The sequence below is a fragment of the Breoghania sp. JC706 genome, from assembly GCF_037026715.1.
GTDB lineage: Bacteria > Pseudomonadota > Alphaproteobacteria > Rhizobiales > Stappiaceae > Breoghania.
Genome location: NZ_JBANCG010000001.1, coordinates 181,477 through 207,806, shown reverse-complemented (window position 1 = coordinate 207,806; position 26,330 = coordinate 181,477). Strand labels below are relative to the sequence as shown.

The following is a 26,330-nucleotide window of genomic DNA, read 5'->3' as shown; positions in this document are numbered from 1 at the left end:
CTTTTCGACAGGGCGAGACTAGGCGGCCGACTTTAAGATTTCGCTACGGAGAGGATGCGAGGCGGGGCCGATGGCGCAGCCTCCTGAAATGTCCGGTCTTTGCTGAGCACGCGGCAATCGTACGGGCCCAATCCTTCTTCGACGAGGGAAGGGAACCCGCCTCCCCGTTCACTTCGGCCCCGCTCACTTCGGCGGCGTCGCGGTTACCTTGATCGCGGAGAAATAGGCGGCCGCATTGGCGATGTCGGCGTCCGACAATCCTTGCGCGATGATCGACATCTGTTCGTGCGTTCGGGTGCCCGAACGGAATGCCTTGAGCTGCTTGGAGATATACGTCTCGCTCTCGCCGGCGAGGTTGGGCACGGTCGGATTGGTGCCGATGCCGTTCATGCCGTGGCAGACCTGACAGACGGACCGGACCTTCTTGCGCCCCGCTTCCAGATCGGCGGCGCCGGCCGAAGATATCGCGGCACTAAACGCAACCGCACAGCACAACGCGGCCCGCAGGATGCGGGCGTCTCCCCTATCGCGCATTCAACTCCCTCCCCTGACCGCCGATCCGGCGGCCGCGTTATTGTAGGCCAGTTTCCGGCGGCCTGTTTCTGGCGGCCAGTTTACGCGCGCCGGCAGGCGGCGGGCGATCGTCGGTGCCCGCCGCACCATTGCTCAGCGTCTTGCCCGCCCCCGACCTCTCCTCCGTCATTACCCGGCGAAGTCCGGGCAATCCGCATTCAGGAACCGCATCCACCCGGGGCCCTATGGATCCCCCGGACGAAGCGGGGGGATGACGCTAGAGAGAGCGGAGATTGCGGCAACGATCGCGCTATTGCGGCTTGGAATACGAGATCCGGTAGATCGCGCCGGCGAGATCGTCGGAGACCAGCAGCGAGCCGTCGCGAAGCTGCGCCACATCGACCGGCCGGCCGAGATACTCGCCGTTCTCGTCGATCCAGCCTTCCGCGAAGGGCTCGGCACTGGCCTTGCCCTCGGCGTCGATCTTCGTGACCATCACCCGGGCGCCGACAGGCGTGGTACGGTTCCACGAGCCGTGCTGGGCGGAGAAGATCGCGCCCTTGTATTCGGCAGGGAACTGGTCGCCGGTATAGAAGGTCATGCCGAGATCGGCTGCATGCGCGATCATTTCGACAGCCGGAAAGACGACATCGGCGGGCGGCTCGTCGTTCTTGTACTCGTTGGTGCGCACCGAGCCGCCGCCATACCACGGGAAGCCGAAATTCTGGCCCGCTGCCGTTGCGTGGTTGATCTCGCCGGGGGGAATGTCGTCGCCCATGCCGTCGACCTGATTGTCGGTGAACCAGAGGTCTCCGGTGGCGGGGTCGAAGTCCATGCCGACGGAATTGCGGATGCCGGTGGCATAGACCTCGCGCCCCGTGCCGTCGGTGTTGAGCCGGATGATGCCGCCGAGGCCCCATTTGGTGTAGAGATCGGCCTTTTCCGGCGCCGGCACGTTGAAGGGCTGGCCGAGCGCGATGTAGAGCTTGCCGTCCGGCCCGATGTCGCACACCCGCGCGGTGTGGTTGTAGCTCTCCTCCTCCGGCGGGATCAGCTCGCCCTGCTTGACGACCTCGAAGGCCGCCACGTCCGGGCTTTCATAGAAGAACTCGGCCGCCGGGAAATTCAGGACGCGGTTCTGCTCCGCCAGATAGAGGTTGCCGTCCTTGGAAAAGCACGGCCCGTTGGGAACGGCGAACTGCAATGAGGGCGCGAAATCCTTCACCTCGTCGGCAACCCTGTCCTTGTTGCGGTCGGTGACCGACCAGACCTTGGTCTTGCGTGTGCCGACGAAGGTGACGATGCCTTGCGGGCCCACCGCCATGTGCCGTGCATCGGGCACGATGGCGTAGAGATCGATCCGGAAGCCTTCCGGCAGCTTGATCCGCTCCAGGGTCTTCTTGATCCCGGCCGCATAGGCGCCGCCCTGCTCCACGTATTCGAAATCCACGGTGCCCGTCTTCTTGAAGCCGGACAATTTTTCCAGATTGTTCTGCGCCGCGGCAAGCCCGACGCTGCCGGTCATGAATGTCGCCGACAGCAAAGCCGTCAGAAATGGATGTTTCATCTGCTCCTCCCGAGGATTGCCCTTGTTTTATGCGGGCATTGACGAGACGGATCGTAACATAACCGCTTGTGACTTCCCGCCCGGCTTTCATGCCGTAACGGAAAATATGGCTTTTTGTTTTGGAAAGAATGACGGCGCCGCCCGAAAACGCAAAGGACCGCAGGCGGGCGCCTGCGGTCCAATTCCGGTTCAAGGGTGAGAGCTGTGCCTCAGCGTGCGCGGCAGAAGTGGTATTCGCCGTCATAGCCCAGGTAATAGCCGGTACGCGGGTTGAAGCTGCGGTAGCGGTTCTCGCAGTAGCGGTACCACTGCGCGCTCCACGCCGGATAGCGGCCGCCGTCGTAATAGCGCGGCGCGGTGGCGTTGCCGATGGCGAGACCGGCACCGAGCCCGATGATGCCGCCGAGGATCGCCGCGCCGGCGTCATTGTTGCGGTGGCGGCGATGATGGCGCCAGTTGTCGCGACGGTGATGACGCCAGTTGTCGCGGCGCCAGTCGCGATCGCGATAGACGCGGCGTGACCTGTCGCGGTCGCGATAGACACGATCGCCGCGCTGCTGCCAGCGGTATTTCCCGGACATTTCGGGCGAATTGTCGGAATCCCCGGCAAAGGCCGGCGGAACGGCCATCGCGGAAGCGAGCGAGAGGGCCAGCGCCAGGGATATGGCCTTCCAGGCCTTGCGACCAGTCTTCAACATTGCAGTCCTCCACTGTTTCGTCAGGCACTGTTTCGTCGGGCACTGTTTCGTCGGGCATCCGCCTCGCCGCGTAGCATAGGCTCTCTGCCGGTCGGTCTTTCCTTGTAAACCCCGCGCGACCGCTCCGCGTTCCGGCACCGGGGCGCCCGGCGCCGGAATTGCGCTCACTTCATCGAGAGCACGGGCCAATCAGGCCCTGCGAGAAAGGCGCCCTAGCGGCAGAAGTGGTATTCCCCGTCATAGCCCAGGAAATAGCCGGTGCTGGGGTTGAAGCTGCGGTAGCGCGACAGGCAGTAGGCGCGCCAGTCGGATGTCCAGGGCCGCGGCGGGCCGTAATCGTAGCGGCCGTAGTCGTAATAGTCGGCGGGCGGAGGGGGCGGCGGCGGGGGAGCGGCGTTCGCGGAACTGGCCAGCGCGCCGCCGAGGATCAGCCCGGCGCCGAGGCCCAGCAGGCCGGCGGCGGCGCCATCCATGCCCCTGTCGCGATGGTGGCGACGATGATCGCGCCAATCGCGGCGGTCGTAGTGATCATAACGCGGCCCGCCATACCAGCCGCGATCGTGCGCCGATGCGGTGACCGTGCTCGCGGCCAGCATGCTCGTCACCGCCAGAGCGGAGAGAGTGGTTGTCGCAACCTTCTTCAATGCGGACATTGAACGCTCCATACGTTTCCGGCCCCCAAAGCCCGGTTCCGGTCATGCAGCCACCCTATCCCTGTCCCGCTGAACGCCTTCTGAGACGATTGTTCAGGAGACATTCATGTTGCATCGCGCGTTTTCCGTTGGGTCACCTTCGATTTCGTGACGAATGCGCGCGCGGACAAGCCGGGCGGACTGCGACTTCGAGCCGCACAGCGGTCCGAGGCCTCCATCTTGCGCCGGATTAAGGCTTTATGAGGCCCGAAGGTTCCATCGCAAGCGCAGGAAAATGCGCCACGGGCCGCGGTTAGCCCCGCGCGCGGCCCCGGCGCGAAAGACGCGAGAGCGCGAAGGGCGCGGGATCGACGCAGGGTGCCGCCCCCGTCGCGATGTCCGCCGCAAGCCGGCCCGCGCCGGGGCCGATGCCAAAGCCATGGCCGGAAAAGCCGGTGGCAATAAAGAAGCCCGGAAGCGAGGAAACCGGCGAGATCACCGGCACGGCATCCGGCGTGGTGTCGATATATCCCGCCCAGCGCTCGGCGATCTCAACCTGCGCAAAATCAGGAAGCACCGCCACCAGATCGCGCCAGGCTGCCTCGAGCGTTGCCGCCACGGGCCTGGGGTCGAGAACGCGGCAGTCCTCAAAGACGGTCGGGCGATCGAGCGCCCATGTGCCCTTCTGCTTCAGGCTTTCGAGGAAACGACGGCCTATGCTCAGCCGCGTGTCGCGCCATTCGTCCTTCAGGATGGGCAGGAAATCGAAGAAGTAGCGGAAGCTGTCGGCGGTGATATCGGCGGTCGACAGCCCGCCATGGGCGATCGAATAGCCGCCGTCGAGCCGGCGGCGCAGCGCGAATTTCTTCGTCCAGGCGCCGCCTTGCGTGACATCGGGCCCGCCATGGGTGCGCATCACCGAGGAGCGCACGGTGAGCTGCGGCAGGTCGATGCCAAGCGAGCGACTGAAGAGCGAGGACCACGCCCCGCCGGCGAGCAACACCGTCTGCGTGGCGATCGTGCCGCGTTCGGTGACAACGCCCGAGATGCGCCCGGCGGAGCGCTCCAGCCCGCGCACCGCGCAATTGGTGAGGACGGCGGCGCCTTCGCGTTGCGCCGCGCGCGCGATGGCCGGTGCCGCAAGCGCCGGTTCGGCGCGTCCGTCCGACGGGGTCACCATGCCGCCCGCCCAGGCGCGTGTGGCACCCGGCAGGGCTTGCGCCGCTTCCGCCTTGCTCAAGAGCCGCGTGTCGAGCCCATGGGCACGCGCATGCGGCATGAAATCCTCAAACCGTTTCATGCCGGCGGCATCGGCGGCGAGATAATGGACCCCGGTGCGCCTGTATCCGACATCCTCACCCAGATCGTCGGCCATGGTTTCCCATTGCCGCATGCTTTCCCGGATGAGCGGCAGTTCCGCCGGATCGCGCCCCTGCTGGCGGCAATAGCCCCAGTTGCGCGAGGACTGCTCGCCGCCGATGACGCCCTTCTCGCACAGCGCCACCGATATGCCCCGCCGGGCGAGATGCCAGGCGGCGGCAACGCCTATGATGCCACCGCCGATGATCACGACATCGGCGGATGCGGGCAGGGTTTCAGTGGAGGCGACAGGGGCGACGTAGGGGGACATGGCGGGGCATCCGGGAGGTGTTTTCTGTCGCCATAGCACGGAGGGCACGGGCGGAGAAATCGGGATTTTTGGGCGGGGTGTCGCGGGGGTCGTACGGAAGCCTGCGGCTAGTGTGCACTTTCCCATTGATTATTTGAAGCCGATCAAATCTTCTACGTGAACCGGCTTCAAACCCCGTAAATTTGGTCGCCTGGAAATAAAATGAGCAATTTTCTTTATTTACTTGTTCGCATTCTTTCACACCCAACAGTTTGGGTTCCCGGAATATTTTTCTTCCTTGCCCCAAGGGGACTTGCGTGGAGGATCTCAACCTTATTATTACTATTGATAGGACTAGTACTATACATTTCACGTCATGATATTTATTTTTTCATTACTATTTTTTCTCTCGCGGCCATCACCATAGAGATTGCCATACTCTATTTGGCGATATTTTTGCTAAGGCTGGTCGGCATCAAAGGAAAAATCGACAAGCTCTGGGAGCGTATCCTCAACACGCTACCACGACTGAACGCAGAACTGTGGCTCCGTGGAATCAGCGCGGCAGACGTAGCGCTGTGGTCGATCATCGGAGCCCTGCTCGCCGCACATCTGTTCCTGAGGATTTCGAAAATCCTCGAGGGGATTCCTTTCGGCTTTATTGTTCATGCGCTTGCATTGTTCCTATCCGGTTGCGCCATTGTCTTGCTGGTGTCCGGCGCGAAAGACACGAACATCGGCCCCAGAACGGCCGGCTGCGGTCTGGCTGGAGCAGGCGTATTCGCCTGCTGCACCATTGCCAGCGCACTGTTTCCCGCATTCGTCATCATGAAGGCAGATGAGATCGGAAAGGCCAGCGACGGCTATTGCCTCGCACTCAGTTTGCCATTGCGCGAGGCAACGGCCATGGAGAATTTCACGTTCCTCACTATGGGCAAGAGCCGCTTCGGCAATCATGCGATCCTGACCGTTCGTGAGAGCGACGGCACCATGAAGCACTATCACTGGTCTTACTGGGCCTTGGCGTTTCTTCCAGGAACATATTACGGATCGGTCGCCCATTGTCGTCCAACACCCCATTTCGGATCGAAGCTTCCAATTTTCGGCTGGCCCTTCAACGGGTAGGCATCAGCACCCCACACGGCGCGCGCGCCGAATTCTCCGTCCGAATGGAGGAAAGGATTGGGACCGCATGGACGTACATGCATCCCTTGCGCAAGCGGCCCATCCTTCGAGACGCCCGCTCACGCGGGCTCCTCAGGATGACGTTATCGTGCTGTTAGTTCGATGAAATCATCAACACACACAACGTCATCCTGAGGAGGCGCGACGCGCCGTCTCGAAGGATGGGCCGCTTGCGCAACCATTGCCTCACCGCCTTCCGTGCAAGAGAGAGGGAGACACAAGCGGTCCCCACGGGTCACCTCCCCCATGAGAGGAGGCTCGAAAGGTCAGTACGCCCGCACCTTGTTGTACTCTGCCCCTTGAGGGGGAGATGTCGGCTGCGAGCCGACAGAGGGGGGCTGGCGGCAGGTTCGGAGCAAGCGGCTTTACCCCCCTCTGTCACGCGAAGGCGTGACATCTCCCCCGCAAGGGGGGAGAGAGGCGCAAGGCGACTATTCTTGGGCCCCATCTGCCCCACAAACGAAAAGACCCGCGCAACACCTGCGCGGGCCCTGTCGTGTAACGGTTCTCCCGTCCCTACTCCGCCTTGCCGTAGCCGCCGCCGGTGGGCGAGATCACGATCACCGCCTCGCCGGCCTTCAGGATGGTCTGGTCGCAGCCCTCCAGCTCGTCGATGGTGCCGTCGATGCGGCGGACCAGCGTCTTGCCGCATTCACCGGGCTCGCCACCCTCCAGCCCGTGCGGGCGGATGGTGCGGTGGGAGGAGAGGATCGCGCAGTCCATTTCCTGAAGGAACCGCAACGTGCGCGAGGTGCCGTTGCCCGCGTGCCACTTGCCCTTGCCGCCGGACTTCGGGCGGATGTGGAAGTCCTCGAGAAGGACCGGGAAGCGGAATTCCAGCACTTCCGGATCGGTCAGGCGCGAGTTCGTCATGTGGACGTGGACGCCGTCGGTGCCGTTGAAGCCGGGACCAGCGGGAGAACCCGAACAGATCGTCTCGTAGTACTGGTAGGTGTCGTTGCCGAAGGTGAGATTGTTCATCGTGCCTTCTGAGGCCGCCATCGCCCCAAGCGCGCCGAACAGCGTGTTGGTGACGTGCTGCGACGTCTCCACGTTGCCGGCAACCACGGCCGCCGGATACTTCGGCTTCAGCATGCAATCGTCGGGGATCACGATGTTGATGGGCCTCAGGCACCCCGCGTTCATCGGGATGTCGCCGTCCACCATCACGCGGAAGCAGTAGAGCACGGCGGCGCGGGTGACGGGCTCGGGCGCGTTGAAGTTCGAGCCCTGCTGCGGGCTGGTGCCGGTGAAATCGACGGTCGCCTCGCGCTTTTCCTTGTCGACCGTGATCTTGACGCAGATCTTCGCGCCCTGATCGGTGGTCGTGGAAAATTCGCTGTCGTGCAGCGCGTCGATCACCCGGCGCACGCTTTCCGCCGCATTGTCCTGCACGTGGCCCATGTAGGCCTGCACCACGTCCAGCCCGAAATGGGCGACCATCTTGCGAAGCTCCTGCACGCCCTTCTCGTTGGCCGCGATCTGGGCCTTGAGGTCGGCGACGTTCTGCACCGGATTGCGGCAGGGGTAGGTGTGATCGGTCAGCAGCTTGACCGTCTCTTCCTCGCGGAAACGGCCCTGATCGACCAGCAGGAAGTTGTCGATCAGGACGCCTTCCTCGTCCACCGTCGTGGCGCGCGGGGTCATGGAGCCCGGCGCCGTGCCGCCGACATCGGCGTGGTGGCCGCGGCTCGCCGCCCAGAACAGGATCTCCTTCTGGTCGTCGTCGAAGACCGGCGAGACGACCGTGATGTCCGGCAGATGCGTGCCGCCATTATACGGCGCGTTCAGCGCGAACACGTCGCCCGGCCGGATCTTGCCCTTGTTGAGGCGGATGACGGTTTCAACCGAACGGTCCATCGAGCCCAGATGCACCGGCATGTGCGGCGCGTTGGCGACAAGCGTGCCGTTCTGATCGAACACCGCGCAGGAGAAGTCGAGACGCTCCTTGATGTTGACCGAATAGGCGGTGTTCTGCAGCGTCACGCCCATCTGCTCGGCGATGTTCATGAAGAGGTTGTTGAAGACCTCCAGCATGACCGGATCGGCCTCGGTTCCGACAGCGCCGGCGCGCTTTGCCGCGACCACGCGCTTCAGCACGATGTGATCCTTGACGGTGAGTTCTCCCTGCCAGCCCGGCTCCACGACGATGGTGGCGTGCGGCTCCATGATGAGCGCGGGGCCGGCGACAACCATGCCCGGCTGGATGGCATCGCGGCGGTAGATGCCCGCCTCGTGCCAGACGCCGTCGGAGAAGAACCGCGTCTTCGCCGTGGCCTTGGCTTGCGCCTCGGACAGCGCGTGATCCGGCTCGACGATGCCGGCACCGCCGCCGATGGTCTCAACCTCCAGCGCTTCCACGACGATCGCCTTCGCCTCGTAGACGAAGCCGAACTGGGCTTTGTGGGCGGCCTCGAACTCCGCCATCATCGCCGGAATATCGGCCAGCGTGACGGGAAGCGGCGTGTCGGTGCCCTCGTAGCGCAGATGCGCGCGCACCAGCGTCTCGCACTCGGCCGCCGGGATGCCCTGGCCGACGAGCTCGCTCTCGGTCTCCTTCGCGAGCGAGGCGCGCAGGGCATCGAGATCGCCCCGCATGTCGTCCTTCAGCGTCTTGACGACGGCCTGCTGGCGGGTGGCGCGGATATCGGCAAGGCCCATGCCGTAAGCCGACAGGATGCCCGACAGCGGATGGACGATCACCGTCTTCATGCCGAGATTGTCGGCGACCATGCAGGCCGACTGACCGCCGGCGCCGCCAAAGCAGGTCAGCGCGTATTCGGTGACGTCATAGCCGCGCTGGACGGAGATCTTCTTGATGGCGTTGGCCATGTTGGCGACCGCGATCTTGAGGAAGCCGTCGGCGACCTCCTCCGGGCTGCGGCCGTCGCCGATCTCGTCGGCCATCGCCTTGAACTTCGCGCGAACGACGTCCTCGTCCAGCGCCTCTTGCGCCTCGGGGCCGAAGATTTTCGGGAAGAATTCCGACGACAGCTTGCCGACCATGACGTTGGCGTCCGTCACCGCCAGCGGGCCGCCACGGCGATAGCACGCCGGGCCGGGATTGGCGCCGGCGCTATCCGGGCCGACCTGGAAACGGCCGTCGCGGTAATGCAGGATCGAGCCGCCGCCGGCCGCGACCGTGTGGATCATCATCATCGGCGCGCGCATGCGAACGCCGGCGACTTCCGTCTCGAAGGCGCGCTCGTATTCGCCGTTGTAATGCGAGACGTCGGTGGACGTGCCGCCCATGTCGAAGCCGATGATCTTGTCGAAGCCCGCGATCTTCGAGGTCTCGACCGCGCCGACGACGCCGCCGGCGGGACCGGAGAGGATCGCATCCTTGCCCTGGAAGAGATCGGCTGCCGTGAGGCCGCCCGACGACTGCATGAACATCAGCCGGCAGTCGGTGCCCTCGATCTGGAGTTCGGAGGCGACCTGCTCAACATAGCGGCGCAGGATCGGCGAGAGATAGGCATCGACCACCGTGGTATCGCCGCGCCCGACGAGCTTCATCAGCGGCGAGACCTCGTGGGAGACGGAGACCTGCGGGAAGCCGACCTCGCGGGCGATCTCGGCGACGGCCTTTTCGTGCTCGGGGAAGGCGTAGGCGTGCATGAAGACGATCGCGAGCGAGCGGATGCCGTCGTCATAGACGGCCTTCAGCGCGGCGCGGACCTCATCGAGATCGGGCGCCTGCTCCACCGTGCCGTCGGCGCGCACGCGCTCATTGCACTCCACGACCGTCTCGTAGAGCATTTCCGGCTTGATGATTTCCTTGGCGAAGATGTCCGGGCGGTCCTGGTAGCCGATCTCCAGCGCATCGCGGAAACCGCGGGTGATCAGCAGCGCGGTGCGGTCGCCTTTTCGCTCCAGCAGCGCGTTGGTGGCGACCGTGGTGCCCATCTTCACGGTGTTGATGTTTTCCGCCGGAATGCGCGCGCCTTTTTCCACGCCCATCAGCTCGCGGATGCCCTGAATGGCGGCGTCGCGATAGACTTCCGGGTTTTCCGAAAGCACCTTGTGCGCGCGGATCTCCCCCTCCGGCGTACGCGCCACGATATCGGTGAAGGTGCCGCCGCGATCGATCCAGAAATCCCACTTCGCCGTCATTTGAATAGCCTCTTTGAGGTTCGTACGTTGGAAGGTGTGCCTGTCGGAACCCGGGAGCAGCCCGGCCCGGAATGAAGGAAAGGCTGCGACCCGTCATCGCAGGGCGCAACATTCACAATTTATCGATAAAATGTCAACGTTGGAAAATGAGGGAAGCGGAAGGGGGAGGAAGGAAGGCGCGGAGAAGGAGGCAAATACGGCGCGGACGGGACGAAGGAGGAGGCGAAAAGAGAAGAAGATGGAGCGGCTTCGCCGCGCATGTTGCGCTGGATTCCGGATCTGCGCTCGGCTTCGCCTCACTTGTCCGGAATGAGGGAGGATGGATTGGGCTCCAGGCCAGCCACACACGCCCTCATTCCGGGCGGTCTGCCGCGTAGCGGCATGGCCAGACCCGGAATCCAGCGCAAGAAGGGCGCGCATGGCGCGCTCCGACTTCTTTTCCCTTCCCTTCCCTTCTCTCCCCCTCAATCCGCCATCGTCTCGATCGACGCAAAACTCACCGCCGGCTTTCCGGGCTCGTCGAACGGCCGCTCCACCTCCACGATGGTGTCGGGATAGAACCCGTTGAAATGGGTCCGGAGTGCCAGCGAGTAGGCACCGATGTGGCCGATCTCGATCCAGTCGCCGGTGTCCACCGTCTCCGGCAGCCAGAACGGCCGCGACAGGATGTCGACCGAATCGCAGGTCGCGCCGCACACCTTGAAGGGCACGATCTTGTCCGCATCGCCCGCCCGGCGCTTGCGGGCGGGATCGGGAATATGGCGCGCCGGCAGCGTGATCTTGCCGGTCCAGCTGTCCGACAGAGAGGCCCAGATGCCGTCGTTGATGTAGAGCCGGCGGCCCTTCTTCAACAGCACCCGCACCACCAGCGAGACCGAGCGCGCGCAAATCGCGCGGCCCGGCTCCGCCACGATGGGCATGTCGGAAAAGCCCCATTCGTCGAGATCGTTCTTGAGCTGGTCGATCAGTTCAAGCGTGGTCGGCACCTGCGGCGCCTTGCGGCGCGGATCGTGGCCGTAGGTGGCGGGAAAGCCGCCGCCGACATCGAGGCCGACGAGGTCGACGCCGGCGCGCGAGCGCACCCAGTCGGCAGACGCCAGCGCGCGCTCGTAGGTCTCCGCCTCCTCGATCTGCGATCCGACATGAAAGCAGAGGCCGCACTTGAAGCCGATGCGGTCGATCCTTTGCAGAAGCTCCACCGCGTGCCCCGGCGCGGCGCCGAACTTCTTGGAAAGCTCGTAGGCGGCATGCCCCTTGGTCGCGATGCGCACGAACAGCGTGATGTCGGCCGGATCGATATCCAGCGCGCGCACGATCCTGAGGATCTTCGCCACCTCGTCCTCGTGGTCGAGCGACATGGTGCGGATGCGGTAGGTCTCAAGCGCCAGACGAATGTCGGACTGCGCCTTGACCGGGTGCATGTAGAGCATCTCCGCCTTCGGCGCCACGGCGCGCACGGCGGCGAATTCGGCCGGCGAAGCCACATCGAAACAGTCGATGCCGGCCTCCGCCACCGTTTTCAGCACGAAGGGTTCGCCGTTGGTCTTGACCGCATAGGCGGTCTTGCCCGGAAAGGCCTTGATGAAGGCCTTCGCATCGGCGGCGAGCACTTGCGGGTGAAAACAGTAGACGGGCTGGTCAGGCCGGAGCGCGAGAGCCATCTCGCGCGCGCTTTCATATCGTTCCATCAATCGCCTATCGAGCTCCCCTCGTTGTTCGAAACGGCCGCCACAGCATGACAGCCGCCTCCCGCCGCCACAACCGCACTCACCACGATGGCGAGCACCGCACTCAGTGACAGATTCGGTAGATGCAGGTCTTGCCGTGGCAACCCTGGTCGAGATGCATGTGATCCTGATGATAGGCATCGCCTTCCGGCGAGAGCACGGTGAGAAAGCGATCGCACGCCTCCTTGCGCACATGCATCAGGAACGCCTTCTCCTTGCCCTTGGTCTTCCAGCCGTCGGCGACGGTGACGATCCGCCCGTCGGCAAGGCGGAAGGCGGAAACATCGACGGCGTTGCCCTTGGCGTGCTCGGAAATCTTGCCGGAGGAAAGGTTGTTGCGCCGCCGGCACTGGAAGGAGGAGGCGACGCGCAGGCCTTTCAAATCCGAGCCCAGATAGCTGCGCGCCGCTGGCGCCACCACGTCGCGTACCCAGCCGGAGAACGCCGAGGCGAGCGCGCAGTCGAGCGTGGCGTTCGGCTTCAGGTCGATGGCCTGCGGCTCGGAGAGAGCGGAAATCTCCACAGGAACAGGGATCTGGCAAGCCGGGATATCGGGGGCAGGCTGCTCAACCCGCTCGATCTCCGCCCCGTCGAAACTGCAGGCGACCGGCTGTTGCGGCCGGCCCTCGGGAAGGTCAGGCGCTGCGCGCGCGAAGAGATCGTCGGTTTCGGGTTTGGCGGCCGGTTCGACTGAAGGGGCTTTCGGAACCTTGTCGGTGGCAGCGGGCGCTTGCGACCTGTCGGCGCCGGCGAGCATGTCGGGCTTGGGCGGAGGAAGATGATCCGACTGCGGCTTGGGTGCGGGCGCGGGTCTAGACGCAGCCTGAGGTGCCGGTTCTGGCGCAGGCCCAGGCTCTTGCGGGGGCTCGGGATCTTGCTGGGGCTCGGGCGCTTCCGGCGCCGCGGGAGCATCCTGTTTCTCCGTTTCCGGCAGCGGGATTTCCATGGCCTGGCCCGCCTCGTCCTGCGCCACCGCACCGCGTTGCTGCGTTGGCGCAGCGCTCGTGCCTGCGGAGGGAAAGATCAGAAGCCCGGCGGCGATAACGGCAAGGAGACCGGCGGCTTGTGTTTTCGGCACGTCCTTTGCCCTTTCGCCTTGCAAGGTTCCACTTAAGCTTCCTGTCGACAACGCCTAAGGTGGGCAAGTGGTTTCGTGAAGCGCCGGTCTGCGCCCCGGCTGCGTGGGAGGTTGGCATGACGTGGGAACTCTATTCGGCCTATCTGGTGGCGACCGTGATCGTGCTGGCGATCCCGGGACCGACGATCATGCTGGTCGTCTCCTACGCGCTGGCGCAGGGACGGCGGACGGCGCTCGCCTCCGTCACCGGCGTCGCTCTCGGCGATACGACGGCCGCCACCCTGTCGCTTGCGGGCCTCGGCGCGGTGCTGGCCACCTCCGCCCTGCTCTTCACCGTGCTGAAATGGGTGGGTGCGGCCTATCTGATCTGGCTCGGCTGGAAGATGTGGCGCACCTCGCCCGTCCCGCTTGAGACGGTGGCGACCGCCACCCGCGACGGCAAGACCATCCTGCTGCACGCCTGGATCGTGACGGCGCTGAACCCCAAGGGCATCGCCTTCTTCATCGCCTTCCTGCCGCACTTCATTGCCCCCGGCGCTCCGGTGGCGCCGCAGCTCGTGCTGATGGGCGTCACCTTCGTCGGGCTCGCCATCGTCAACGCACTCGTCTACGCGCTTGCCGCGTCCGCCGTGCGCGAGAAGGTCAACCGGCCCGCAACCCTGAAGGCGATCAACCGGCTGGGCGGCAGCGTGCTGATCGCCGCCGGAGCGATGACGGCCGCGATGCGGCGGGTCTCGGCGTAGGAAGAGAAAGAGGGTGGACGCATGCGCGATGCGGGCGGCCCACTCAGATCACCAGCACCGCCGCCCCCGACAGCCGGCCTTCGCGCAGATCGGCCAGCGCCTCGTTGGCGCTTTCAAGCGGATATTCCGTCACCTCGGTGCGGATGCCCGCCACAGGCGCCAGCGCCAGGAACTCCACGGCATCGGCCCGCGTGAGATTGGCGACCGAGCGGATGACCCGTTCCTCCCACAGGTCGCGATAGGGAAAGCTCGGGATATCCGACATGTGGATACCGCCCGAAACCACCACCCCGCCCTTTTTCACCTGTTTCAGCGCAACGGGAATGAGCGCGCCGACAGGAGCGAAGATCAGCGCCGCATCGAGCGGTTCCGGCGCGGGTTCGTCCGACCCGCCGGCCCACGCAGCCCCCATGTTTCGCGCGAAATCCTGCGCGGCCGCATCCCCCGGCCGGGTGAACGCATGGACGGTGCGGCCCTCGTGGCGCGCGAGCTGGGCGACGATGTGGGCGGCCGCGCCAAAGCCGTAGATGCCGATGACCTTCGCAGGGCCGGCAAGCTTCAGCGTGCGATAGCCGATGAGCCCGGCACACAGCAGCGGCGCGGCCTGCGCATCGGTGTAGCCATCGGGCAGTGCGAAACAATAGTCGGCATCCGCCACGATATGCGTGGCATAGCCGCCGTCGCGCGTGTACCCGGTGAAGCCCGGATGATCGCACAGGTTTTCGCGCCCGCTCTCGCAATAGGGGCACGCGCCGCAGGTGTGCCCAAGCCACGGCACGCCGACGCGCGTGCCCGGCGAAAACGCTGTCACCCCTGCCCCGAGCGCCGCCACGCGGCCGACAACCTCGTGCCCCGGCACGATGGGCACCGGCACATCGGGCAATTCCCCATCGACCACGTGCAGGTCCGTGCGGCAGACGCCGCAGGCTGAGACCGCAACGAGGATCTCGCCGGGCCCAGGCTGCGGTGTTGCCCGCTCCCTTGCGACGAGCGGCGCGCCGACCTTTTCCAGCACCATCGCCTTCATGCCGATCTCCTCTTCCCGATACGGCTACCACGGACATCGGAAACCTTCCGGCACCGCAAGGCAAGCGGCATCCGTGCGTCACGGGCGTAACGGACGATCACCGCGCGCCGCAGCTGAGCGTGATCACCTGCGGCGCAACGGCAAAGCGCGGGTAGCTGCCGGCCGGGCCCGGCGCGATCGAGGCCGCGCAAGCTTGTGCCGGCGCATCCTTCACGATCGCCAGCTTGTCCTGCGCCGGTTCCACATCCATGACGAAATCGGGATCGCGCACCGTGACGGTGAGCGGCGTGCGGGCCGGATCGACCGGCTGCGGCAGGCGCAGGCCGAAGGCGATGATGACGATCGGCCCCGACGCATAGGCGCGAAAGCCGAACGGCTTCAGGACGCCGGGCGAGCGGCCTGCCACCTGCACCGCCGTCAGATAGCCGCTGGAGGCGAGATTGCCCATGATGTCGGCGCCGGCGGCCGCGCTTTCGGCCTTGTCGAACGTGCCGTCGCCGTTGCGATCGTAGGTCTTGAAGATCTGCGCGCTGGTGCCCTCGTCGAGCGTCCAGGCCTCGTCCACGGCCTTGACCACGGAGCCGGAAAACGGAAAGGCGACGCGATAGACGAGCTGGGTCACGGTATGGGCCGCAGCGGGCATGACGCCCGCCCCAAGGACCGCGATGACGGCGGCAAGTGCCGCGATGTGCCGTTTCACCTTGAAAACCCTCCTCGGGGTTGAAGCCCGGGCCTCAGGGTTGGCGCGCGGGATCGAAACCGTGCGGGCGGTCCGTCCCCGGCAGGGGGTCGGACGCGTCGGGATTGGGGAAGAACGTGCCCGGATCGACGCCCGGGGGCGCGGCGGGATCGGGCGGCCGGGCTGCGGGAGATGTGGGCGTCATTGGCGCGGGCGGCATCCGCTCGATGCGCACCGCTTGGGCGATCACCGCGCCGCCGTGCATGAGGCCGATGGCGACGAGCCAGCTTCCGGCGATACGGCCGGCCACATCGAACCAGCGTTGGCGCAGCACCCGAACCGTCAGCGCCACGGCAAGCACGAGCCAGCAGACCACGGCCGCCCCGGCAATGGGGAAGGCCGGATCGCGCAGGCTCGGATCGCCGAGACGCAGGAACAGCCCGCACAGCCCGCCCGCGACCAACGCCGCCGCGGGCACGAGCCCGGCACGAAGCCGGCGGGGCCCCAGCAGCCCGAGACCGACGACGATGGACGCCGCCGGGGTGACGAGGCCGGCGGGATCAGGCAGGCCGCCGGCAAGCCCGAGCAGGAACGCCTCGCTCGCGAGGCCTGCGGCGAGCCCGAGTGCGAAGGCCGCAAGTCCGGCAACCAGAACGCCCCGCCCGGCAAGGCCGAGCGCGATGGCGAGCCCGACGAGCGGCAGCACCTGCTGCGGCGCCAGCACAGTGGTAACGATCCACCAGTCGAGCAGCGAGCGCTTGGGCAGCACGAAGGCGACGACGAGGATCGCCACGACACCGACAAGCGCCAGCGCCGGGCCGATCCATCGGGCCTTGGGGGTGAAGGTGCCGGCCATGCCGCGTCACGTGACCAGAAAATAGCAGCCGCCGAGCGCGATCGCCGCCCCCAGCACCCGCGACAGCCGGCCTTCGTGAATGCGCTGGAGCCCGAGCCCGACGCCGATGCCGATCAGATGGATGGTGCCGGTTGCGAGCACGAAGCCGATGGCATAGTCGGCCGGATCGGCGGCGCGCGGCAGTTCCGCGCCGTGGGCGTAGCCGTGACAGATGGCGAAGATCGCGATGAGCGCCAGCGCGCCCCATTCCGGCGGATGCCAGGCGAAGGCGATCGCCAGCCCCAGCGCCAGGATCGACAGGGCGATGCCGGTTTCGATGCCGATCATCGGCACGCCGAGAATGCCCATGATGCCGCCGACGACCATGATCAGCGGAAAGGCGACGGGCAGGCTCCACACCGGACGCCCGCCCATCTGCGCGCCCCACAGGCCGACCGCGAACATGGCAAGGAAATGATCCGCCCCGGTGAGCGGATGTTCAAAGCCGCTGGTGAAACCGCCCGCCCCGCCCTGGATGATGTGGGCTGCGGCCGGAGCGCTGAGCCCCAGCACCGCAAGGCCCGACAAGGTGGTGACAAGGCCCGCGGACGCAAGCCCGCTCTTCCGCCCGTTTCGACGCATGCGCAGTCCCCTCTCCGGCTCCGCCCGAAGACGGAGCGACGACGGCAGGGCCCGGCTTCCTCACGGCTCACACGCGCCGGTATCGCGCAGCCGCCCGACAGGTGCGGCTGGTCAACGTTTCCGGCAACGATGAGTGCCCGCAAGACCGAACGGCCCGCCGCGTCTCACGTCGCAACCCCGAAACCGTAATGTTATAACGTTATGTCCGGATTGTGGCGAAGGGCGCGCATGAACGACGGGGCGGGAAAGAGAGACGGATCGCGGCGGCATCAGAAACGGCAGGAGGCCGTCCCGCACGGGGCGACAAGGGCACACAGACACCGCGAGGGGCGCCCTCGCCCGCCAGCGTGATGGCGCTCGAATGAGGTACGCGCGGACGTGCGCGCGCCGTTCAGGCTCCGCCCTTCGCCCCGACCACCTCGCCGTCTTCCTTGGTGAAGGCGGCGACGGGGCTGTCCAGAAGCTCCAGCACTGTTTCCGAGGGCCGGCACAGCTTCACGCCCTTCGGCGTCACGACGATGGGTCGGTTGATGAGGATCGGGTGTTCCATCATGAAGTCGATCAGCTCGTCGTCGCTCCACTTCGGATCATCGAGGCCGAGTTCGTCATAGGGCGTGCCCTTCTGGCGCAGGACGGCGCGCACGGGCACGCCCATGGCCTTGACGAGGCCCACCAGCGTCCCGCGCGAGGGTGGGGTCTTCAGATACTCGACAACCTCCGGCTCCTCGCCGCTTTCCCGGATCATCGCCAACACATTGCGCGACGTGCCGCATTTGGGGTTGTGGTAGATGGTGACGGACATGGCGGGCTCCGGGCATGGACAGTTCAACGGAGGCTATCAGGTAACCCGGAAACGGACTTTGGGGAAGGGAGGATTGGGGGGGGCTTGCTGTGAAGTTGAGGACTGGCGGGTATGGGGCCGGGAGGGGACTGACGGCTTAGAAGCAGCATATCGCCGAAGCTGACATTCATACAGATCCGGACGGTGGCAGATTTCGACCCTATCACGGTTCAAACCGAGCCTATAACGTCTCACCGAGAGCGGACATTCGAGTGCGAGTTAGCATCGTCAGTGAAATTTCACCATAGAGAAGCGACACGAAAATTGTTAATTCCGAGATACACTGACGGGGAGGACGGCATTGAAAACTCAAACAGTAAATAACATAGAGCGATGGCAAACGTGGTGGGTTGTAACAGGACCGAAGCTTCCGCTTAGTGAGCTTAAATTTTCGGATCACATTGTCCTTGCGCCGTTGTCTGAGGCAGACTTTCAAGAAGCAAAAACGAGACGACCGCCTGTCCTCAAGCTGGATGCGTCACTCGATTCCCACGTCATCGCCTACCCTCCACGGGAGGAGGTGCAAAGCCGGCACCGCCTTCAAATCGATGTCGAGGCAGCGAACGCCGATGAAGCGTCCGATATTGCGCAGCGTATAGCTGACAGACTGCTTCTGTCCCTGAGTCTCTCGATTCCTGGTAGGCGTTATCATGCTGAGCTTCGCAAGCTTCGTCGCGTAGGCGAGCAACAAGAAATTACCGCTTGGTCGCAAACCGCCAAGCTCACGATGTTCCAGGAGCCGGACCCTTTGCTCGAGACCGACGTGAACGAGGCCCGGACACTATTCTTGACCACCGAGACAGATTCAGTTGCCGAGAACGCGTACATCCATCTACTGACGGCATGGCAACTACAGAATACCGCCGGGGCGAAACCGCTTCAGCGTTCGATCCTTCAGCACTACGCCCTCTGTATTGAAGCGATAGTCACCGGTATGCTGAGCTCGATACGACGCGAACGAGCAGACAGTATCCGACATGAAGAGCGGAAATTTGCGGCAGAGTTCGCCGAGACTCTTCCAAAGCGGGCAAACAAGCCGGAAGCTATTCGGGAAGCATCAACGGAACTCCGGAGAATCGGACTAGTCAACATGTTGCCATCGATTGCAGCGGTCTCCCCCGTATTAGGATTGCCCGACATAGTTAGGGATCAGGCCGTAAACCTATATCGTTTACGTTCAAGCAATCTCAGTCATCCAGGCAGAGACAAACCAGAGGTATTCAAAGAGTGGTTGGCCGTTGGGCTTACCGTTGATCAGTTTTGCCGAGCAGATATGATCGCACGGAATTTTTTAGCAGCTTACTGCAAGCATATTTCGGGGATCCGGTAACGACAACTTTTGCGTCCGTGCTGAGACGGGTTGCCAGCCGTAGGCCATTGAAGGTCTGCTTTTGAGGGTTGCTCTCCGAAAGCCACCATTCCGCTCACCACCCATTCAGGACCTTGGTGCGGAGTGCCGCGGATGGCTGCTTCCAGGAATTGGGTCCAAGCTTGTGTACGACCGAAATCGGAACACAAAACAACCATCCTCTCCAATTCGTCGATCCACATGCTAACGACCACATAGGCAACCACGCGGCAGCGCCATCGAACGCTTCAGTCGCACTCGCCGCGCCCCCTCAAACCACAGCCCCAAGCCGCGTGACCTTGATCTCCGCCTCGCTCTCCCGCGCCCGGGCGAGATCATAGGCCGTCTGCATGCGCAGCAATGTGTCGGCCTTCACGCCAAATGCCTTTTCGAAGCGCAGCGCCCATAGCCTGTCCCTTTTAACCAATTCGAAAGCCGATATTTCTATTGGTTTCGATGCACTTGGCATTTTTGTCGATATTCAGAGTATTTCATGCGGCGCCCGGCTCCTGCCGGCGACATCTTCCAATTGCCGACGGAAGGAAACGTCCAGTCATGCTTCGCCTCATTACTGCGGCTTTTCTGACGCTCATCCTCGCCGCCTGCCAGCACACGAGCACCACCGGGTCCGCTTACCGGATCGACCGGGTGATCGTGGAGCCTTCCGCTCATGAGGGTGGCGCGACGATCGCCGCGCAGTTGCGCGCAAGCCTGCAGGCCGTCGCCGACGACATCAACGCCCAGATCCCCGCCTCCGCCCCTTCCAGCGACCTGATCGTCCGCGTGGAGAGCGCGAAGTACGTTGCCCCAAAGGGACCGTTCATGCTTGGCAGAAGCCGCGTCAAGGGGACAATTATGGGGACAGGAGCTTTGGCCGGCGAAACCTATCGCTTCACCGCTTCCGACAGCGGCAGGCCGGATCTTGGCAATGCCTTCAACCTCGGTGGCTACTACTCGTTGCGCGCGAGCTTCGGCAGGATCGCAAACAAGATCGCGGCAGAATATTCGAGGCGTTACGCCGCCCGGCACGGAACGAGAGCACTGCGGCGCGGTGATGTCACGCGTCGCGCCCACGTCTCAGGTACCGCCGCCCCGATCGGCCCACGCCAGATCCCGCCGCCGCCTCTCGTCGTGGTCGCGCAGTAGGCGGCTGCCGGGCCAGTGCCTGTTGCCCATCCTTCGAGACGGTCGCTTCGCGCCCTCCTCAGGATGACGTTATCGTGTTGCAATTTTTGGACAAAGTTTCAGCCCACACAACGTCATCCTGAGGAGGCCCGCAAGGGCCGTCTCGAAGGATGGGCAACGCGCACATTCGCCCGCCCAACGAATTCCCCCTACCCCAGCCTCTCCCCCACCACCAGCATCGAGGCGGCGTCGAAGCCCTTGGTGTCCATCATGTCGGCCACCTGCTTCATCGCGGCCAGCAGAGCCGCGCGCTTTTCCGGCGGCAGGGCGGCGAAGCGCTGGCGGAAGTCGTCGTGCAGCATCGGCGGCGCGGAACCAAGTACCTCGCGGCCGCGTTCCGTTACGCGTGTATGCACGATGCGGCGATCGTCTGAGGAACGGTAACGCTCCACCAGCCCCTTCGCCTCCAGCTTGTCCAGGATGGTGACCACCGTGGCGGAACTCAGATCCGAACGCTCCGAAATCGCCCGCGTCGTCACCTCGCCCATGTCGTGCGCCGCCTGCAAGACGACGATCTGCGGGATCGTAAGCCCCACCGCGCGCGCCACCTCGCGCGAGCGCAGGTCTATGGAGCGCACGATGCGGCGGATGGACTTGAACACCCCGGCCGCCTCGTCGGGAATACCGGGGCGCATGTCGGCGGGCAATTCTGGGGACATGTCGGCGAGATCCTTCCCGCTCGTGCCGGCGCGCGGAGCGTGCGGGTTCGTGTCGCGAAGCGTTGCCAAGGGCGAATTCCATATATCGTTTGAACTCTAATCGATATGCCTCTAACTATATCGCGTCAAATGAAATCGAGAGGTGCCTGACCAGCCATGTGCGGACTTTGCGGCGAGATCAACTTCGACGGTGCCCCGGCATCCGCGTCCCGACTGGAACGCATGACCGACGCAATGGCCCCCCGCGGGCCGAACGGCGCCGGCATCGTGACGCGCGGGCCCGTGGGGCTCGGACACCGCCGGCTGAAGATCATCGACCTGTCGGAAAAGGCGGCCCAGCCCTTCGTCGATACCGGGCTCGGGCTCACCATCGCGTTCAACGGCTGCATCTACAATTACGAGGAACTGCGCCGCGAATTGCAGGGCAAGGGGCACGTGTTCGCCTCCACCGGCGATACGGAAGTGCTGATCAAGGCGTGGGCCGAATGGGGGCCCGACGCGGTTGCGAAGCTGCACGGCATGTTCGCCTTCGCCATCCACGAGCGCGACAGCGGCCGGGTGACCCTGGTGCGCGACCGCTTCGGCATCAAGCCGCTGTACCTCGCCGAGACCGGCAAGACCCTTCGGTTTGCCTCCACGCTCCCTGCCCTTCTCGCCGCGGGCGACGTGGATACCGACATCGATCCGGTCGCGCTGCATCACTACATGACCTGGCACGCCGTGGTGCCGGCCCCGCGCACGATCCTGAAGGGCGTGCGCAAGCTGCCGGCCGCCACCATCCGGGTGATCGAGCCGGACGGATCGCACAAGGACACCACCTACTGGAAGCCGGTGTTCGAACGCTCCGAGGAGGACATGCGCCGTTCCGCCGACGACTGGCGCGATAGGGTGCTTGAGGCGCTGCGCCTTTCCGTCGACCGCCGCATGGTCGCCGACGTGCCGGTCGGCGTGCTTTTGTCGGGCGGCGTGGACTCGTCCATGATCGTCGGTCTGTTGGCTGAGGCCGGGCAGAAGGGGCTCACCACCTTCTCCATCGGCTTTGAGGAGGCGAACGGCGAGAAGGGCGACGAGTTCGTCTATTCCGACCTCATCGCCAACCACTTCGGCACGAAGCACAACAAGATCTTCATCAAGTCGACCGAGATGATGGAGAACCTGCCCCATGCGATCGCCGCCATGTCGGAGCCGATGGTATCTTATGACAATATCGGCTTCTTCCTGCTCTCGCGCGAGGTCTCCAAGCACATCAAGGTGGTGCAGTCCGGACAGGGCGCGGACGAGGTTTTCGGCGGCTATCACTGGTATCCGCCGTTGCAGGGCGCAGCCGATCCCGTCTCCGCCTACCGCGACGCCTTCTTCGACCGTACGCACGAACAGCTTGCCACGCATCTTCAGCCGCACGTGATGGCGAACCGCGACGAGAGCCTCGCCTTCGTGGAGGCGCATTTAGCGGCCGCTGGGGCGGACGATCCGGTCGACAAGGCGCTCAGGCTCGATACCAACGTCATGCTGGTGGACGACCCGGTCAAGCGCGTCGACAACATGACCATGGCCTGGGGGCTGGAGGCGCGCGTGCCCTTCCTGGATCATGAACTGGTGGAGCTTGCCGGCCGCATACCGGCGAAGTTCAAGCTCGACCAGGGCGGCAAGGGCGTGCTGAAGGAAGCCGCGCGCAAGGTGGTGCCCGCCGACGTCATCGACCGGCCGAAGGGCTACTTCCCCGTTCCGGCGCTGAAATACATCCAGGGTCCCTATCTCGACATGGTGCGCGATGCGTTGACCAACGACAAGGCGCGTTCGCGCGGCCTGTTCCGGCAGAGCTACCTGGACGAACTCTTCGCCAACCCCACGGAGCACATCACCAAGCTTCGCGGATCCGAATTGTGGCAGGTGGCCATTCTGGAGATGTGGCTGCAGGCTCAGGGACTTTGAGCACAAGCGGGGGTTTGAGAGCATGAGCGAGCAGGAGAAGACGCGGCGCCGGGCCAAGGCCTCCTACGACCACCGGCTACGCCGCATGCGCGACCAGGGGCTGAAGCCGCCGCTGGAGACGACGGAGACGCGCAAGAACGCCTCCATCGATTGCGGCTGGGGTCGGCTGATCTTCGCCGAGACCTTCGAGGACCCGCAGCAGCTCGCCGCCACCTTGCGCGAGGAAGGCCCCGACCGGCGCGACATCGCCTTCTACGTGCGCGATCCGCATGTGCTCTTGTCGTGCGCGCCGCAGGAGCTGTTTCTCGATCCCTCCCACACCTACCGCGTCAACCTCGCCACCTATCGCCCGGCGCGACGCGGCCACAAGGGCTTCCATGTCCGCCGGCTGGCGACGGAGGCCGATGCGCAGGCCGTCAACGTCATCTACCAGACGCGCGGCATGGTGACCGTGCCGCCGGAGTTCTTCTGGTCCAAGCGATCCGCCCAGGCGATCACCGTTCTGGTGGCGGAGGATGCGGAGACCGACGAGATCATCGGCACGGTCTACGGCATAGATCACCGCCACGCCTTCGGCGATCCGACCAACGGCTCCTCGCTGTGGTGCCTGGCGGTCGCTCCGCAGGCGCGTCACGGCGGCATCGGCGAGGTGCTGGTGCGCCACCTGATCGAGCAGTTCCAGGCCCGCGGCTGCGCGTTCCTCGATCTCTCGGTCATGCATGACAACGATCAGGCGATCGCGCTTTACGAAAAGCTGGGCTTCGAGCGGGTGCCCTTCTTCACCGTCAAGCGCAAGAACCCGATCAACGAGAAGTTCTATGCAGGCCCCGCAACCGAAGAGAAACTGAACCCCTACGGCCAGATCATCGTCAACGAGGCGCGCCGGCGCGGCATTCATGTCGAGGTGACCGACGCGGAGGGCGGCTTCTTCCGCCTGACCTATGGCGGCCGCTCGATCCATTGCCGGGAGTCGCTGTCGGAATTCACCTCCGGCGTCGCCGTCTCCATCTGCGATGACAAGGCCGTCACCCGGCGCGTGGTGGAGCGCGCCGGCGTGAAGGTGCCCGCCCAGATCGAGATCGGCCCGGACGAGGACATCGCGCCGGCAGAAGCCTTTCTTGGCGAACACGGCGCGATCGTGGTCAAGCCCGCGCGCGGCGAACAGGGGCGCGGCGTCGCCATCGATCTCTCCACGATGGAGGAGGTGGAGGCCGCGATCGAAGCCGCACGCAAGCTCTGCGACCGGGTGATCCTTGAGGAATTCGTGGAAGGAAACGACCTGCGCCTCGTCGTCATCGATTATCGGGTGGTTGCCGCAGCCATGCGCCGGCCACCGCTGGTGGTGGGCGACGGCCGCTCCACCATCGCGGAGCTGATCGCCAAGCAGAGCCGGCGCCGACAGGCGGCGACGGGCGGGGAATCCTCCATTCCCGTGGACGAGGAAACCGAGCGCTGCCTCGCCGCCGCCGGCCATGCGCTGGACGAGGTGCTGGCGGAAGGCAAGGACGTGATCGTGCGCCGCTCCGCCAACCTGCACACCGGCGGCACCATCCACGACGTGACCGGCGAGGTGCACCCCGTTTTGATCGAGGCGGCGATTAACGCGGCACGCGCCATCGAAATTCCGGTCACCGGCATCGACCTGATGGTCAAGAGCCCGCGCCTGCCCGACTATCGTTTCATCGAGGCGAACGAGCGCCCGGGGCTCGCCAATCACGAACCGCAGCCGACGGCGGAGCGCTTCGTCGATCTGCTGTTCCCGCTGTCGATCCCGCAAGCAAGCCGCGAGGCAAGGCGGAAATAGGGAATGGGTCTTGGTGGCCTATCCTTCGAGACGGCCGCTGGCGCGGCCTCCTCAGGATGACGTTGTGTGTGTTGAGAGAAAAGCAGATCCGTCAACATTCACAACGTCATCCTGAGGAGCGCTCGCAAGAGCGCGTCTCGAAGGATGGGCCACCGCAAGAGAACCCGACAGAGCCCCTGTCGAAGGCAAAAGCCGGGCTCCTGCCCGGCCGTGACGAACGAGACAACGAGGAAACGCTATCGCCATGACGCTGCTGGCCGTCGATATGGACTATCTCGCCAAGACGTTGCGCGACCTGCTCGCGATCCCGAGCCCCACGGGCTACACCGACGCGATCGCCCGGCACGTGTGCGAGGAACTGGGCCGGCTCGGCCTGACCTACGAGCTGACCCGGCGCGGCGCCGTGCGTGCCCTGCTGCCCGGCCGCAGCCGCCGCCCGGCGCGCGCCTTCGTTTCCCATGTCGACACGCTCGGCGCACAGGTGAAGTACCTGAAGGACAACGGCAGGCTGGAGCTGGTGCCGATCGGGCACTGGTCGGCACGCTTTGCGGAAGGCGCGCGCACCACGATCTTTACCGAACAGGGCACCTATCGCGGCACCATCCTGCCGCCCAAGGCATCGGGCCACACGTTCAACGACGAGGTCGACACCGCACCGATCGGCTGGAAACATGTCGAGCTGCGCGTCGATGCGCTGGCCCGCAACAAGGCCGATCTGGAGCATCTCGGCATCGATGTCGGCGACATCGTCGCCATCGATCCGCAACCGGAATTCATGGACAACGGCTTCATCGTCTCCCGTCACCTCGACAACAAGGCCGGCGTCGCCATCATGCTGGCCGCGGCCAAGGCGCTGGTGGAGGCGGGCGAGAAGCCGCCGGTCGACATCTTCTGGATCTTCACCATCGCGGAGGAAGTGGGCCACGGCGCGTCCTCGATCCTGACCCCCGACGTCGCCTCGCTGATCGCCATCGACAACGGCACCACCGCGCCGGGACAGAATTCCGACGAGTTCGGCGCGACCATTTCCATGGCCGACCAGAGCGGCCCGTTCGATTTCCATCTGACCCGCAAGCTGGTGCAGCTGTGCCGGGACAACGACATCCGCTACCAGAAGGACGTGTTCCGCTACTACCGCTCGGATGCGGCCTCCGCGATCGAGGCGGGCGCGGATGTGCGCACGGCGCTGATGACCTTCGGCGTGGATGCCAGCCACGGCTACGAGCGTATCCATTTCCACGCGCTTCGTTCGCTGGTGGAGCTGACCGGCGCCTTCGCGCTGAGCCCCGTCGCCATCCGCCGCGATGCCAAGGAGCACGCCGGCCTCAGAGGCTTCACCCGCCAGCCGATGAACAAGGCCGAGCAATATCTGACGCCCGAGATCGACGAGCCGGAAGAAGTGGAAAGCGAATACGAGGCGGAGGAGTAGGCCCCCTCGCCGGACATGCGGCCTGGTCTGCGAATATGGATTGTCGGGTGTGGCCCATCCGTCGAGACGGTCGCTTGCGCGATC

Annotated in this window: 21 protein-coding genes; 7 read left to right on the top strand and 14 right to left on the bottom strand. The window is 64.8% G+C overall.

The features are described from left to right. Positions 1 to 183: 183 nt before the first annotated feature. The 5 genes from V2L18_RS00905 to V2L18_RS00885 all read right to left on the bottom strand — a co-directional run bounded on the left by V2L18_RS00905 (position 184) and on the right by V2L18_RS00885 (position 5,040). A complete protein-coding gene (locus tag V2L18_RS00905; RefSeq protein ID WP_336175797.1) occupies positions 184 to 534 on the bottom strand; it encodes a cytochrome c in 351 nt (116 codons plus the stop codon). A 289-nt stretch (positions 535 to 823) separates the two neighbouring features. Next, entirely contained in the window at positions 824 to 2,038 is a 1,215-nt protein-coding gene (locus tag V2L18_RS00900; RefSeq protein ID WP_336176366.1) for a PQQ-dependent sugar dehydrogenase, read from the bottom strand. Positions 2,039 to 2,289: 251 nt separating this feature from the next. Next, positions 2,290 to 2,778 (bottom strand): BA14K family protein, encoded by a 489-nt coding sequence (locus tag V2L18_RS00895; RefSeq protein WP_336175796.1) that lies wholly within the window; start codon positions 2,776 to 2,778, stop codon positions 2,290 to 2,292. A gap of 212 nt (positions 2,779 to 2,990) precedes the next feature. Continuing rightward, on the bottom strand, positions 2,991 to 3,431 hold the full coding sequence (locus tag V2L18_RS00890) for a BA14K family protein (RefSeq protein ID WP_336175795.1): 441 nt from the start codon (positions 3,429 to 3,431) through the stop codon (positions 2,991 to 2,993). A 292-nt stretch (positions 3,432 to 3,723) separates the two neighbouring features. Further along, entirely contained in the window at positions 3,724 to 5,040 is a 1,317-nt protein-coding gene (locus tag V2L18_RS00885) for an FAD-binding oxidoreductase (RefSeq protein ID WP_336175794.1), read from the bottom strand. Positions 5,041 to 5,241: 201 nt separating this feature from the next. Here V2L18_RS00885 and V2L18_RS00880 point away from each other — a divergent pair, with 201 nt between their 5' ends. After that, positions 5,242 to 6,144, top strand: coding sequence for a hypothetical protein (locus V2L18_RS00880; protein WP_336175793.1), 903 nt, complete (start codon positions 5,242 to 5,244; stop codon positions 6,142 to 6,144). 576 nt (positions 6,145 to 6,720) lie between these two features. Here the strand turns inward: V2L18_RS00880 and V2L18_RS00875 are convergent. From V2L18_RS00875 to V2L18_RS00865, 3 genes are all read right to left on the bottom strand, one after another. Next, a complete protein-coding gene (locus V2L18_RS00875) occupies positions 6,721 to 10,317 on the bottom strand; it encodes a hydantoinase B/oxoprolinase family protein (protein WP_336175792.1) in 3,597 nt (1,198 codons plus the stop codon). Between the two features lie 464 nt (positions 10,318 to 10,781). Continuing rightward, a complete protein-coding gene (locus V2L18_RS00870) occupies positions 10,782 to 12,005 on the bottom strand; it encodes an alanine racemase (RefSeq protein WP_336175791.1) in 1,224 nt (407 codons plus the stop codon). 103 nt (positions 12,006 to 12,108) lie between these two features. Beyond that, the gene (locus tag V2L18_RS00865; protein WP_336175789.1) at positions 12,109 to 13,122 is read right to left on the bottom strand and encodes an extensin family protein; all 1,014 of its coding nucleotides are present in this window, start codon (positions 13,120 to 13,122) and stop codon (positions 12,109 to 12,111) included. Between the two features lie 116 nt (positions 13,123 to 13,238). Here V2L18_RS00865 and V2L18_RS00860 point away from each other — a divergent pair, with 116 nt between their 5' ends. After that, entirely contained in the window at positions 13,239 to 13,865 is a 627-nt protein-coding gene (locus V2L18_RS00860) for a LysE family translocator (protein ID WP_336175787.1), read from the top strand. 43 nt (positions 13,866 to 13,908) lie between these two features. Here V2L18_RS00860 and V2L18_RS00855 read toward each other — a convergent pair whose 3' ends face one another. From V2L18_RS00855 to arsC, 5 genes are all read right to left on the bottom strand, one after another. Beyond that, the gene (locus V2L18_RS00855; RefSeq protein WP_336175785.1) at positions 13,909 to 14,892 is read right to left on the bottom strand and encodes a zinc-dependent alcohol dehydrogenase family protein; all 984 of its coding nucleotides are present in this window, start codon (positions 14,890 to 14,892) and stop codon (positions 13,909 to 13,911) included. Positions 14,893 to 14,989: 97 nt separating this feature from the next. Further along, complete coding sequence (locus V2L18_RS00850) at positions 14,990 to 15,592, bottom strand: DUF1007 family protein (RefSeq protein WP_336175783.1); 603 nt, start codon at positions 15,590 to 15,592, stop codon at positions 14,990 to 14,992. Positions 15,593 to 15,626: 34 nt separating this feature from the next. Beyond that, positions 15,627 to 16,427 carry a hypothetical protein gene (locus tag V2L18_RS00845; protein ID WP_336175781.1) on the bottom strand — a complete coding sequence of 267 codons (801 nt, stop codon included), beginning with the start codon at positions 16,425 to 16,427 and terminating at the stop codon, positions 15,627 to 15,629. Positions 16,428 to 16,433: 6 nt separating this feature from the next. Then, on the bottom strand, positions 16,434 to 17,048 hold the full coding sequence (locus V2L18_RS00840) for a HupE/UreJ family protein (RefSeq protein WP_336175779.1): 615 nt from the start codon (positions 17,046 to 17,048) through the stop codon (positions 16,434 to 16,436). 391 nt (positions 17,049 to 17,439) lie between these two features. Further along, a complete protein-coding gene (gene arsC / locus V2L18_RS00835) occupies positions 17,440 to 17,850 on the bottom strand; it encodes an arsenate reductase (glutaredoxin) (RefSeq protein ID WP_336175778.1) in 411 nt (136 codons plus the stop codon). Between the two features lie 340 nt (positions 17,851 to 18,190). Between arsC and V2L18_RS00830 the strand changes: the two genes are divergently transcribed. Then, a complete protein-coding gene (locus V2L18_RS00830) occupies positions 18,191 to 19,219 on the top strand; it encodes a hypothetical protein (RefSeq protein ID WP_336175776.1) in 1,029 nt (342 codons plus the stop codon). A 573-nt stretch (positions 19,220 to 19,792) separates the two neighbouring features. Further along, on the top strand, positions 19,793 to 20,383 hold the full coding sequence (locus V2L18_RS00825) for a hypothetical protein (protein ID WP_336175775.1): 591 nt from the start codon (positions 19,793 to 19,795) through the stop codon (positions 20,381 to 20,383). A gap of 188 nt (positions 20,384 to 20,571) precedes the next feature. Here V2L18_RS00825 and V2L18_RS00820 read toward each other — a convergent pair whose 3' ends face one another. After that, positions 20,572 to 21,081, bottom strand: coding sequence for a MarR family winged helix-turn-helix transcriptional regulator (locus V2L18_RS00820; protein ID WP_336175774.1), 510 nt, complete (start codon positions 21,079 to 21,081; stop codon positions 20,572 to 20,574). A gap of 156 nt (positions 21,082 to 21,237) precedes the next feature. Here V2L18_RS00820 and V2L18_RS00815 point away from each other — a divergent pair, with 156 nt between their 5' ends. The 3 genes from V2L18_RS00815 (at position 21,238) to V2L18_RS00805 (ending at position 26,246) form a co-directional block, all read left to right on the top strand. Then, a complete protein-coding gene (locus V2L18_RS00815) occupies positions 21,238 to 23,013 on the top strand; it encodes an N-acetylglutaminylglutamine amidotransferase (RefSeq protein WP_336175772.1) in 1,776 nt (591 codons plus the stop codon). Between the two features lie 22 nt (positions 23,014 to 23,035). Continuing rightward, on the top strand, positions 23,036 to 24,817 hold the full coding sequence (gene ngg / locus V2L18_RS00810) for an N-acetylglutaminylglutamine synthetase (RefSeq protein ID WP_336175770.1): 1,782 nt from the start codon (positions 23,036 to 23,038) through the stop codon (positions 24,815 to 24,817). A gap of 244 nt (positions 24,818 to 25,061) precedes the next feature. Then, entirely contained in the window at positions 25,062 to 26,246 is a 1,185-nt protein-coding gene (locus tag V2L18_RS00805; RefSeq protein ID WP_336175769.1) for an osmoprotectant NAGGN system M42 family peptidase, read from the top strand. Positions 26,247 to 26,330: the final 84 nt, after the last annotated feature.